The organism is Enterococcus crotali (assembly GCF_000633635.1).
GTDB classification, from domain to species: Bacteria; Bacillota; Bacilli; order Lactobacillales; family Enterococcaceae; genus Enterococcus_L; species Enterococcus_L crotali.
In genome coordinates this window covers 210,878-223,534 of the sequence record NZ_AYPQ01000004.1, presented here as the reverse complement: position 1 = coordinate 223,534, position 12,657 = coordinate 210,878, and the positions used below count along the sequence as shown (strand labels likewise).

Annotated in this window: 6 protein-coding genes and 5 pseudogenes; 6 read left to right on the top strand and 5 right to left on the bottom strand. The window is 38.6% G+C overall.

Features of this window, described 5'->3' with window-relative positions; translation table 11 throughout:
* Positions 1-66 precede the first annotated feature (66 nt).
* Both V192_RS20030 and V192_RS20025 read left to right on the top strand, forming a co-directional pair.
* A pseudogene (locus V192_RS20030) lies at positions 67-887 on the top strand (endonuclease/exonuclease/phosphatase family protein).
* Positions 888-997: 110 nt separating this feature from the next.
* A pseudogene (locus tag V192_RS20025) lies at positions 998-1,632 on the top strand (NAD(P)H-binding protein).
* 35 nt (positions 1,633-1,667) lie between these two features.
* Here V192_RS20025 and V192_RS0111310 read toward each other — a convergent pair.
* The 3 genes from V192_RS0111310 to V192_RS0111300 form a co-directional block, all read right to left on the bottom strand.
* A complete protein-coding gene (locus tag V192_RS0111310; RefSeq protein WP_010772099.1) occupies positions 1,668-2,507 on the bottom strand; it encodes a sugar ABC transporter permease in 840 nt (279 codons plus the stop codon).
* Between the two features lie 8 nt (positions 2,508-2,515).
* Positions 2,516-3,871, bottom strand: coding sequence for a carbohydrate ABC transporter permease (locus V192_RS0111305; protein ID WP_025871807.1), 1,356 nt, complete (start codon positions 3,869-3,871; stop codon positions 2,516-2,518).
* A gap of 114 nt (positions 3,872-3,985) precedes the next feature.
* Entirely contained in the window at positions 3,986-5,221 is a 1,236-nt protein-coding gene (locus V192_RS0111300; protein ID WP_025871805.1) for an extracellular solute-binding protein, read from the bottom strand.
* 372 nt (positions 5,222-5,593) lie between these two features.
* On the opposite strand from V192_RS0111300, the pseudogene V192_RS20020 reads away from it, so the two are divergent.
* From V192_RS20020 to V192_RS20010, 4 genes and pseudogenes are all read left to right on the top strand, one after another.
* A pseudogene (locus V192_RS20020) lies at positions 5,594-7,457 on the top strand (glycoside hydrolase family 13 protein).
* Positions 7,378-8,729: pseudogene (locus V192_RS22235) on the top strand (alpha-glucosidase); the annotation flags it as partial. The pseudogenes V192_RS20020 and V192_RS22235, both read left to right, overlap by 80 nt.
* A gap of 48 nt (positions 8,730-8,777) precedes the next feature.
* Positions 8,778-9,026 (top strand): alpha-glucosidase C-terminal domain-containing protein, encoded by a 249-nt coding sequence (locus V192_RS22915; RefSeq protein WP_476729616.1) that lies wholly within the window; start codon positions 8,778-8,780, stop codon positions 9,024-9,026.
* 114 nt (positions 9,027-9,140) lie between these two features.
* Positions 9,141-10,834: pseudogene (locus V192_RS20010) on the top strand (glycoside hydrolase family 13 protein).
* 327 nt (positions 10,835-11,161) lie between these two features.
* Here V192_RS20010 and V192_RS0111280 read toward each other — a convergent pair.
* Both V192_RS0111280 and V192_RS0111275 read right to left on the bottom strand, forming a co-directional pair.
* Positions 11,162-11,791: a GyrI-like domain-containing protein gene (locus V192_RS0111280; RefSeq protein WP_025871803.1), complete on the bottom strand. Its 630-nt coding sequence runs from the start codon at positions 11,789-11,791 to the stop codon at positions 11,162-11,164.
* A 48-nt stretch (positions 11,792-11,839) separates the two neighbouring features.
* A complete protein-coding gene (locus tag V192_RS0111275) occupies positions 11,840-12,634 on the bottom strand; it encodes a MerR family transcriptional regulator (RefSeq protein WP_128080817.1) in 795 nt (264 codons plus the stop codon).
* Positions 12,635-12,657 lie beyond the last annotated feature (23 nt).

The following is a 12,657-nucleotide window of genomic DNA, read 5'->3' as shown; positions in this document are numbered from 1 at the left end:
TAGGATCGGCGTAAAGCTCATAGAGTTTTATTCTGATCCTTTTTTATAATTGCAGGAGGAACAACAATGAACGTACTAACATTGAATACTCACAGTTGGCTAGAAGATAACCCCTTAGAAAAATTACAACACTTAGCGGACCAAATCATCAACGAAGAATATGCATTGATCGCACTACAAGAAGTCAACCAACGTATCGACAGTTTACCTGTCGTTTCAACACACAACTTCCACCCAACTGAAAATCAACAGCCCATTCACGAAGACAATTTTGCCCATCTGTTGGTCCAGTATTTAAAAGAGCAAGGACACGACTATCACTGGAGCTGGGCATACAACCATATCGGTTACGACATTTACCACGARGCGTTGCCCTTCTTTCCAAACAGCCGATTCAAGCAAAAGCCGTCGTAGTTTCTGAGAAAAAAAATCCGAATGATTACCGTACCAGAGTGCTACTTATCGGTCAAACAAAATTAGCGGAAAAACCAATCACAGCCATCTGTTGTCATTACTCTTGGTGGCTAGAAACTGGCGGTTTTTCATACGAGTGGCAGCAAACGGAGCAAGCATTACAACACACAGCTTCACCAATATTGCTCATGGGTGATTTCAACAATCCAGCTTCGGTCGCTAAAACCGGCTATGACCTTGTCCTGGCTAGTTCATTACAGTTGCAAGACAGCTTTTTAGCAGCAAAGAAAAAAGTCGGGGAACACACCGTTGAAAAAGCCATTGACGGCTGGGGGAAAAACCAAGAAAAACTGCGCATCGATTATATTTTCACTTCACAAGAATTAGTGATCTCTAATTATCAAATCGTCTTTGACGGAAAACAAACACCTATTATCAGCGATCATTTTGGCGTAGCAGTAACAATCAACTAAAAAGAAACAGAACGTCGAAGAGAGCAACTCCCTTCAGCGTCCTGTTTCTTTTTCCCTTTTGAAAAATAATGCTAAACTAGCTATATGACTTAGTGAAAGTAGGAAACTAGATGAATATAACTATTTTTGGCGGTAGCGGCTTTATCGGACAAAAACTCGCTGAAGAACTAATCATTAGAGGGCATAACGTAACAAGCATTTCACGAAGAGGAAAACCTGCTGACCTATCAAGTTCTTGGTCAGAAAAAGTCCACTGGTTTCAATCTGACATCTTAAACGATACACAATGGCATAAAGCGTCCAAAAGACAGACTGGGTCATCGATACCATTGGGATTCTTTTTGAGCATCCTAAAAAAGACATTACTTATGACCGCTTCATTTTGACGCCAGTTCAATTAATTTTAGATTACCTTAATACACACAACCCATCTGCCCGCTTCTTGTTTATATCGGCCAATAGCGCTCCATTTCCTTTAAGAAAATACATGGATGCTAAACTTCAGGCAGAACAATCGATCAATGAAAACCCACAGCAACACGTCATTATATATCCAAGTTTAGTTGTAGATAAACAACGGTATTTTTCCGTTATTAGCGCAGCAATGATCCGTTTACTTAAAGACATCCCTGGAATCAAAAAACTTGTCCACAGCTATGATCCTATTTCCAGAGAAAAGCTAGCAATAGAAATTTCTAACGTGATTGAAGGAAAAACCTCCGCCTACACTCAAAGACAAACATAAAAAAAGCATCTCCACCAAGGAAATGCTTTTTTCTTTTACCCTTTCACAGAACCACTTGTAATACCTTCTACATAGTACTTTTGCATAAAGATAAACAGCAACGTTATAGGTACAGCGATCAGCACACACCCTGCTGTAAACGCCATAAAATATTGATCGATTTTATCTTTCGTCTGCATCGTGAACAGGCCGATCGCCACTGTATATTTATTAACATTATCGCCTAAAATGATTTTCGCAAAAATGAAATCCATCCACGGCGCCATAAAGGCCATCAGTGCTGTATACACAATGATCGGTTTACTCAACGGCAAGGTAATTTTCGTAAAAATCTCAAACTTGCTTGCTCCATCGATCATCGCAGATTCATCCAGCGCCATGGGGATCGTATCGAAAAAGCCTTTAGCAATATAAAATCCGAGAGCTGCTCCAGAAGAATAAACCAAAATCAACGCCAACAGACTTCCAGTTAAATTCATCGCCTTTAAAATATAATACACAGCAATCATACTCATAAAACCAGGAAACATATTCAATACTAACGCTAATTTCAAAAACGGTTTACGGGCTCTAAAACGCAAACGACTCAAAGAATACGCCATCGCAATTGTGATCAATGTTGATAAAATACAACTGCAAACTGCTACAAACAACGTATTTAAAAACCATTGCACAAAAGGATACGTGGAGCTCGTCAACAACATTTTATAGTTTTCAAATGTAAACTGCTTCGGAATAAAATACGTTACAAACGCTCCGCCCTCGCTTCTAAAGCTAGTCAAAACAATCCAAACGATCGGGAAGATCCAGACGATCGATAAGATCGTCAATAACGTATAATGCAAAACTAAATTCTTTCTTTTTTTCGATTTCATATGCTTGTTTACGCCCCTTCCGTTTTAAATGAACTGCTTCGTGTATAAGCAAATAGCGAGAAGACCGCTGAAAGAACGAAAATAATGATCCCAATCACAGAGGCGAGATTATAATCGGCGGCTGTCACAGTCAATTTATATAGCCACGTTACTAGTAAATCCGTCTCACCTGCAGAGTGAAAATTACTATTCGCCGGTTGTCCACCAGTTAACAAGAAGATCACATTGAAATTATTGATATTCCCAATAAATTGCTGGATCAAACTAGGTGCCATCACAAACAAAATTTGCGGGAAGGTAATATTTCTAAAAATTTGAAATTTGTTCGCACCATCGATTTCTGCCGCTTCTATCTGATCTGTCGGTAAATTCGTAATAATCCCTGTTGCAACTAACATCGTGACTGGAATCCCAACCCACATATTAACAAAGATAACGGTGACTTTCGCAAGTAGCGCATCTGTCAAAAACGGAATCGGCTGATCAATCAGGCCCCAATTTTGCAGCATTGCATTGACTGGTCCTGAACCGTTAAACAAATTCGCCATCAATAACAAACTAACAAATTGCGGAACCGCCATCGTGATCACAAAGATCGTCCGCCATACTTTTTTTCCTTTTACTCCTTTTGCATTGATCAATAACGCTAATAAAATACCAAAGAAAAACGTCGTAGCCGTCGCTAAAACAGCCCAAATCAAGGTCCAAGTAAGCACCGGGAAAAAGGTTCCAGCGATATCACCTGTAATCACATTGCTAAAATTTGCAAAACCGACCCAATGAAATAAATTTTTAGGCGGCAAATGATTATGATCATAGCTAGTAAACGCAATAGAAATCATATAAAGCAATGGTAAAATCGTAAATGCTAGTACACCTAGTAAAGGAATACTCATCAGCGTAATATAAAATTTTTCATTCAACAAACTATTTAAATCTTCTTTTAACGTCGGCAACGACTGCCCAGCTTGTTTTAATGTAAAAATTTTACGTGCACTTCTCAGATTTACGATATATAGAAAAATAAAAAGTAAAATAAGAATAATTGCAGCAATCCCAAACAATAATAGCAACATTGAATTGTCCCCTGGCTGTTGCACTTCTATCCCTAGTGACTCATCCATGACCCAACCTTGAGATTTCGTTCCCAACGATTGCAGCATTGACAATGCATGAAAACCATTGACAATCAACCACACCACAAACCCTATCTGCAATGCTAAAAATGCCAACCCTTTGATGATTTGTCCATTTAAACTATTGGCTGTTCCCATAAAAATATAAGAAAGCTTGATCGATGTGTCTCCTTTTTTAAACATCTCTCTAAAAGAAATCGGCCCATCGGCTTTTGCTTTTAGCTTCATAGCATTTCACTTCCTGTTCTTCTTTGAAATCAAGAGGCTCGAGAAACCAAGTTAAAACCCTTTAAGTCTTCCCCTGATCTCTCTGCCTCTATTTTTTACGACAGTTTTTATAAATTATTTATCAGATTTACTAGTATCTTGAACTAATTTATCCAATTTTGGTAAGTATTGATCTTCAGCAATTTTGCCATTGTACGTATCGTTGATCACTGCATCAGCCGGTCCCCAGAAAGAAACCATCGCTGGAAGTTTCGGCATCACCACTGAATGATCAGCATCACTCATCGTCATAACCGCTTCTGCTACTTGATCAGAAGTTACTTTACTATCTGTTTGAGCCTCTTTATTTGCAGGTACTGTCCCATTTTTCTCAAAAACAGTTAGTTGATTTTCTTTATTCGTTAGAAAATCAGCCAAAGCCATTGCTGCTACAGGGCTTTTCGTCGAAGCATTTACTCCGAATAATTTTACTCCTAAGAAAGCTTTTTGTTGAACAGGACCATTGCCTAAATCAACCGTTGGATAAGGCGCTACCGCAAACTTATCTCCTAATGCTTTTTCTACATCCAATTTAGACCATGGACCAGATAAGAAGGCATCGATTTTACCATTTCCTAGATTAGAAAGCGCGTCAGCATTTGATTGAACGACACCCGCGTTATCTTTTTGTGCGCGAATCCACTTCAAGACCTCTACACCTTTATCATTGTTAAAGTTTGTTCCTTTGATATCTTCTCCATTTTTACCATATAATTCATCACCATTTGACATAAACAATGGTGTAAAAATATAGTTTGCACCGGCTTCTCCAAAGTTCGCACCTAATTTACCTTTAGCCGTCAACGTTTCCCAACTCTTCACATCACCTTCGGCTAATTTTTCTTTGTTATAGTATAAAATTTGCGATTCAACACCATATGGGTACCCGTATAATTTACCGTCATACGTTGCAGCTTCTACCGCACTTTCAGTACTGTTTTCTTTAACGCTATCTTCATATTTTGTATTGGCATAAATTATCCCAGCATCTACCATTTGACCTAGTTGATCATGAGGCATCATGAAAACATCTGCTGCGGCACTAGGATCTTTTTTTAGATTTTCTTGGGCTGTGGCAGATTCACTTGGTTTGATCGTCACTTTCCAATCTTTGTGTTCTTTTTCAAATTGTTCTACTAACGGTTTATACGTATCTACAAAGGCTACATCCACCCACAATTTTATAGAAGCGTTTTCATTTCCATCAGAAGCTTTTTTATCTGATGAACCTCCGCCACAAGCCGCAAGCGCAAATGCCGCCGCTGTCATTGTTACCCCTAATGTCAAAAGCTTTTTCATATTTCTTTTCATCTTTTGTTCCTCCTAGGAATTATTTGCTGTTCTATTCTCCTACATTGTGCAATCGATTGCGTAAATTGTCAAGAGAAATGTAAGATTTTTGTTTAAAACTTTCATTTCAATCAAGAAAGGTGAACAAGAACATTGCTATATCCACATATATAAACGTTGATTAAACAATGATTATAATCTTCTCATTTCTAGAACGCAACAGTTTATAAGATTTTCCTTCTTTCTGCACTAAAAAAACACTTTGACGAAACAAAATGCAATCGATTGCGAAAAATAGATTGAAAACGTTTTTCTTATGTGGCATAATATGGGTGGTTTTTAGAAACGTATCACTAGAAAAAATACTACGTTGATCACAGGGGGACAAATTAGATGAATACTGCAGCAATCCACCACCAACCAGAAAGTGAATATGCTTATTTATATACAGCAAACAAGATGCATATTCGCCTAAGAACAGGCCGAGGGGATATCAAAAAAGTTGAATTGTTGAACGGTGATCCGTATCAACTTGAGCACAGCGAATGGTTCAACTTAACCATTCCAATGGAAAAATACTTATCTACTACGACACATGATTATTGGACTGTTGAGACTTCGGCTCCATTCAGACGCCTAAGTTATGCATTCAAAATAGAAGGTATGGATGGAACGGTTCTATTTTATGGCGACCATGGATTCTTTCCTTATCAAGAGTCCACTTTAAAAACAGCTGCTAATTATTTTAAACTACCGTATTTCCACGAAGCAGACCGTTTTAAAGCCCCTCAATGGGTCAAAGAAACGATTTGGTACCAAATTTTCCCAGAGCGCTTTGCTAACGGCGATACAAAGAACGATCCAAAAGGGACTCTACCTTGGGGCAGTAAAGAACATCCTGGACGTGATGACTTTTTTGGTGGTGATTTACAAGGTGTCTTAGATCATTTGGATCATTTAGTGGATCTTGGGATCAATGGTATTTATTTTTGTCCACTATTTCAAGCAGCGAGCAATCATAAATACGATACGATCGATTACTTTGAGATCGATTCGGCTTTTGGAGATAAAGAACTTTTTAAAAAAGTAGTTGAGGAATGTCATAAACGAGGTATCCGGGTCATGCTAGATGCTGTTTTCAACCATATGGGTGACTTCTCGCCTCAATGGCAAGATGTGATCAAAAATGGAGAAAATTCTATTTATGCCAACTGGTTCCATATTCATAAATTCCCAGTGACATATACGCCAACAGAGAATTTTGAATTCTCAGAGGATATTACTTACGATACTTTTGCCTTTACACCACATATGCCGAAATTAAATACGTCAAACAAAGAAGTACAAGACTATCTATTGCAGATTGCTCGTTATTGGATCACAGAATTTGATATTGATGCTTGGCGCTTAGATGTAGCAACGAAGTAGACCATCGCTTTTGGCGTAAATTCCATGATGTTTGTACAGAAGCCAAACCGGATATTTATATTTTAGGTGAAATTTGGCATTCTTCTCAAGCATGGCTACAAGGAGATGAATTTCACGGGGTCATGAATTACGCTTTTACTGATGCGATCCTTTCTTACTTTGTTTATCGAACGATTTCATTAAGCAAAATGGTTTCTGAACTAAACCATCAATTAATGCTCTATCGTGAGCAAACCAACCAAATCATGTTTAACGTACTAGATTCACACGATACACCACGCTTGTTGACGATCGCTCAAAACAACAAAGCGCTAATGAAACAAGTTCTAGCCTTCACTTACTTGCAAAAAGGCGTGCCATGTCTTTATTACGGCGATGAATACGCTATGGACGGAGCAGCTGATCCAGATTGTCGTAAATGTATGATTTGGACACCCGACAAACAAGATTTAGACATGTACGCCTCGTCAAGGCATTGATCGCCTTTAGAAAAGAACATCAGTCGCTCTTATCAGAAGGCAAACTACGTTGGCAGGAAATCGATGAACAAACAGGAATTCTCGATGTTGCGTACGAGCATGAAGGAAAAATGATCCGCAGTATTTTCAATACTGGACAATCACCTGTTTATATTGAAAAAGAACATGTTTTATTCTCTACACAAATGCAATCATTAGATAAAAACATCATTGAACTGGCACCTTATGGATTTGCCGTATCAGTAGACACAATGGAAAGGACTGAACAAAATGAATCATCTAAAAACGAACAACCATTGGTGGCAGGAAGCCGTCGTATACCAAGTTTATCCACGGAGCTTTCAAGATAGTAACGGTGATGGAATCGGCGATCTCGCTGGGATCATCCAACGTTTAGACTACTTGAAAAAACTAGGGATCAGTGCTATCTGGCTTAGCCCTGTCTACCGCTCACCAAATGACGACAATGGTTACGATATTAGTGACTACGAGCAAATCATGGCGGAATTTGGCACGATGGCCGATATGGAACAACTGATTTATGAAGCACAGCAAAAAGAGATAAAGATCATCATGGATTTAGTGGTCAATCACACGAGCGATGAACATCCTTGGTTTATCGAATCCCGCTCATCTAAAGATAATCCCTATCGCGATTTCTACGTTTGGCGTGATGGCAGTGACGGGAAAATTCCGAATGACTTAGAATCAACATTTCTAGGCTCAGCCTGGCAATTAGACGAACCTACAGGCGAATATTATCTACATTTATTCAGCCAAAAACAACCTGACCTGAATTGGGAAAACCCAAAGGTACGAAAAGCAATTTACGATATGATGAATTTTTGGATCGATAAAGGGATTGGCGGATTCCGAATGGACGTCATCGATCTTGTCGGGAAAATTCCAGATCAAAAAATCACTGGTAACGGACCAAAACTGCACGATTATCTACAAGAAATGAATGCCGAAACTTTCGGTGGTAAAGATTTACTGACTGTGGGCGAAACTTGGGTGCTACGCCTGAAATTGCTAAATTATATTCTGACCCTAAAAGAAATGAGCTTTCGATGGTCTTTCAATTTGAGCATGTCGGCTTAGATGAACAACCCGGAAAAAGCAAATGGGATTTACGACCGTTACAGATAAAAGAACTAAAGAACGTATTTTCAAAATGGCAAACCGAACTCGGTAACCAAGGGTGGAATTCACTTTTTTGGAACAATCATGACCTACCTCGTATCGTTTCAAGATGGGGCAATGACCGTACCTATCGTACACAAAGTGCTAAAATGCTCGCAATTTTATTGCACATGCTAAAAGGGACTCCTTACATTTATCAAGGGGAAGAAATCGGGATGACTAATCGCGTGATTCAAGATATCTCAGAAGCGGAAGATATTGAAAGTAAAAATATGTACGCCGATCGACTTCAAAAAGGCTATAGTCAAACAGAGATTTTAGCATCGATCAACGCCAAAGGCCGAGACAACGCTAGAACGCCGATGCAGTGGGACGAGACTAAAAATGCTGGTTTTACAACGGGCACTCCTTGGCTTGCTGTTAATAAAAACTATCATCAAATCAACGTTGCCAAGGCTTTAGCAGATAAAAATTCAGTCTTTTATACCTATCAAAAACTGATTGAACTTCGTAAAAATCATCCGTTGATGATTTGGGGTAGTTTTGAATTAGTAGAAAATACCACAGAAGAAGTATTTGCTTATTATCGCCATTATCAAAGTGAAAGTTGGCTGATCGTTTGTAACTTTTCTGATCAAGAACAGCGATTTTCATTAGATAAAATCCCCTCTGAAACGATTATTACAAATAATGAAAAAGACTACGATGAGCTCTCGGACAGAATATTAGAACCCTATGAAGCATTTGTAGTGAAATTGTCTAGCTTCAAAGGCTAACCTCTCGGCAAAAAGATAAAATCTGCCTGCGGCTAAAAGCGCCACTTTCAGATTTTCCTATTTTTCTTTCGAGGCTAAACGAGCCTTTTACGCTTTTAAATTTAGGAGGAAAAAATGCCTAATTCAGCTATGCAAACAAAACAAACAATTACAGTAGATAAAAAAAATTGGTGGAAAAATGCGGTTGGGTATCAGATTTATCCCCGCAGTTTTAAAGATAGTAATCATGACGGGATCGGTGATCTCAATGGGATCAGGGGAAAGTTACCTTATTTAAAAGAGTTAGGAATCGATTTCATTTGGATCAACCCGATTTATGCATCACCAAATGTCGATAATGGCTATGATATTTCTGATTACCAAGCAATCCACGAAGATTTTGGCACGATGAAGGATTTCCAAGCGTTATTGGACGAAGCACATCATCTCGATTTGAAAATCATTATGGATCTCGTAGTCAATCATACAAGCGATCAGCATCCATGGTTCTTAGAATCAAAAAAATCTTTAGATAATCCTTATCGTGACTATTATCACTGGGCAGACGCTACAAAAGAGTTGCCCCCTAACGACTGGCAATCTTTTTTTGGCGGCTCTACTTGGACATACGATGAACCAACAAGACAATCGTACTTTCACGTTTTTGCTAAAGAACAGCCTGATCTTAATTGGAAAAACCCTAAGGTACGACAAGAAATTTATCAAATGATCCGTTGGTGGCTAGACCTCGGGATCGATGGTTTTCGGATAGACGCAATCAGCCATATCCAAAAAGAACCTTGGAATTTTAAGATCACAGATAATCAGTGGGCACCGTTTATGAATGTTGCCGGAATCGAAGTTTATTTGAAAGAATTGAACGCTATTTTTAACGAATACGCTATTATGACTGTCGGTGAAGCTAGTGGCGTGCCACACCAAGAAGCCGCAGCCTGGACAGGAGACCGCGGTTACTTTAATATGATTTTTGAATTGGAGCACTGTGAGCGAATTGGTGAAATCGGCCAACAAAAAGGCTCCATTCCACATTTAAAACACTCGTTAAACCAATGGCAAACCAGCTTAGCGGATAACGGTTGGAATGCATTATATTTAGAAAATCATGATACACCTCGCAGCGTATCCGTTTACGGCGACGATTCTCCAGAGTCCGCAAAAGCTTTAGCTACCGTTCTTTTGTTATTAAAAGGAACTCCTTTTATTTATCAAGGCCAAGAAGTCGGAATGACGAATTACCCGTTCAGTTCGATCGAAGAAATCAATGCGGCCGATACGATTCATTTTTACCAAACATTATTAGCACAAGGAACACTGGATACAGAAGCTTTAGCTATTGCGGTTAACTGGTCTAGAGACCATAGCCGAACCCCTTTCCAATGGAAGATGCTCTACATGGTGGTTTTTCAACAGCCGAGCCTTGGTTACAGGTCAATGACAACTATCGTATGATCAATGCAGCCCAAAAAGATCTTGAAAGCAGTAGTATTTTCCATCATTATCAAACCTTAATTCAGTTAAGAAAAGAGACAGAGGCTCTTATTCATGGCAAATTCGAGTTACTGCTCCCTGAGCACCCATCTATTTTTGCCTACACGCGTACAACAGAAGCCGAGTGTTGGCTAGTGTTAGTTCAGCTAGATCGAAGTCAAACGACTATTTCCCTGCCAGATGCCTGGGACTATTCTAGGTGGGAAGAAATCCTCACAACAGCGAATACTATGCCACTAGCACAAAATATGACTCTTTCTGATTATGAGGCTCATGTATATCGCAAGGGCAGTATTAAAGAATCATCCGATTCAGTCTAAAAAGAGACCTAAACAAAGTGTTTAGCTCCGAAAACCAAGTAGGTACTGTGCAACATCAACTCGTACCTCGTTGTCTTTTACAGCAATAAGAGGGAATTTACGAAAATTGCCAAAAATCACAGTGATTTTACGAACTGATGATGATTGATACCTACTTGGTGTTTTTCAAATTTTTGTGACCAAGTAGGTACTGTTTTACATCAGCTCATGCTTCGCTGTGTTTCATAGCAATTCCAGCTTATTTCCGAAAGAGCTGCTTTTTTCTCGCCGTTTATTCGGTTTTAGAGCGGATATCAAAACTGATTTTTAGTTTTGTCCACACCCTTTTTATACTAATGATTTAACAGAATAACGTAGTACTGTTTTCATTTTTTCAGGCGCTATTTTCCTCACATCAGAAAGATAAATTTCTCTATGAGCAAATGTCTTTCTACTCAATTGATGTTCTTCACAATAGCGTTTCATTACTTCAAATGTTTTGCCTTCCTCACTATACGGACCTACATGTAGCATTTGTACGCAGTTTCCCTCTTCGATCGTTTCAAAGTTTATGTTTTGGTTATTCGAATTTGGTTTCTTTTTAGCCACTTGCTCTAAGTTAGCAAGTGCCATCTCCTCTGTAATGAAATCAGGTTGACGGATCATAATCTTATAGACTAAATCTGCCTTATCAAAGGCTCGCCCAGCTGCTACTGCTTCATCTGATAATGTCCAAACTCCTTCTAATGGATAGACGGTATATTCAAAAGGCTCCTTACCGATCAAGCCTTTCTTAACCGACATTCTTATTCCATAAGCCATCGCATACAAAGCACTGACTTCTTCTGAAAATTGTTGCTCATTTGGATCCCCCTGTCCAGATAGCGTATAAAATTTCTGTTTTGGGACCTTAATCTCCATTGGTTTCTCTTTCGGTAAATACAGTTCTTTCTCTTGTTTTCTCCATTCGAATTTCATGAATCTCTCCTCCTTATTTTAAACACTAAATCTGCCAAACTAGCTACACTATTTGATAGGTAAAAAAATTTCTGTGATATATTTTGCCTGATTTCCTTTGAATTTTTTACCACTACCTTTAATAAACGTATTGATGAATGCAAAATCTGTCTCCAACTGATTTTGCTCCACATGATCGATCAATATTTTATACGCCTGCCCAATCTCTTGATACGCACCATAATGAAACGTTCGAAGTCCTACCATTTCAGGAAAAACTTCATTTTCTACATGCTTGCTCTCAATAAACCGATTGACAGGCAAAACGATTTCATATTGTATTTTCTCATCCAACATCTCACGTTGACTTGTGAATAGCTCACCAGCAACAGCGTCTTTAGCCGCTTGATACAGATAATTCACTTCCAGACCCATCTGATCAAATGCACAAGTACATTTCCTAGTAATTACTCTTTGTGCTGATTTGGTATGTAGTTCAACGTTATATTCTTGCTCAAAAAAATCAGTTTCTCTTAGCGTTATCATTTGATCGATCTTTTTCATCAATCGCTTTTTTTCTTGTATTTCTTCTAAAATAAAAGTCTTTTTTTCAAGTAAATAATAGGCTAAATCCCCATCTTCTTCCACACCACGCAACACTTCTTTGATCTCTGAAATCGAGAAATCACTATTTCTTAATAACGTTAGCTGATTCGCTAATTTAAAATCCGCTTCGTCATAATACCGATAGCCATTCTCTTGATCTCTTAATGACGGAATCAACAATCCTTCTCGATCGTAATAACGCAAGGTCGATTTTGGAATAGCTGTCATTTTTGAAAACTCATTGATTTTGTATTTCATTTGTTCACCGCCTTTTTTATAGT

What these genes read in the sequence shown, in the direction of transcription:
- V192_RS0111310 (WP_010772099.1), bottom strand. Translation starts at nt 2,507, where the DNA reads ATGAAATCGAAAAAAAGAAAGAATTTAGTTTTGCATTATACGTTATTG.
- V192_RS0111305 (WP_025871807.1), bottom strand. Translation starts at nt 3,871, where the DNA reads ATGAAGCTAAAAGCAAAAGCCGATGGGCCGATTTCTTTTAGAGAGATG.
- V192_RS0111300 (WP_025871805.1), bottom strand. Translation starts at nt 5,221, where the DNA reads ATGAAAAGAAATATGAAAAAGCTTTTGACATTAGGGGTAACAATGACA.
- V192_RS22915 (WP_476729616.1), top strand. Translation starts at nt 8,778, where the DNA reads ATGATTTGGGGTAGTTTTGAATTAGTAGAAAATACCACAGAAGAAGTA.
- V192_RS0111280 (WP_025871803.1), bottom strand. Translation starts at nt 11,791, where the DNA reads ATGAAATTCGAATGGAGAAAACAAGAGAAAGAACTGTATTTACCGAAA.
- V192_RS0111275 (WP_128080817.1), bottom strand. Translation starts at nt 12,634, where the DNA reads ATGAAATACAAAATCAATGAGTTTTCAAAAATGACAGCTATTCCAAAA.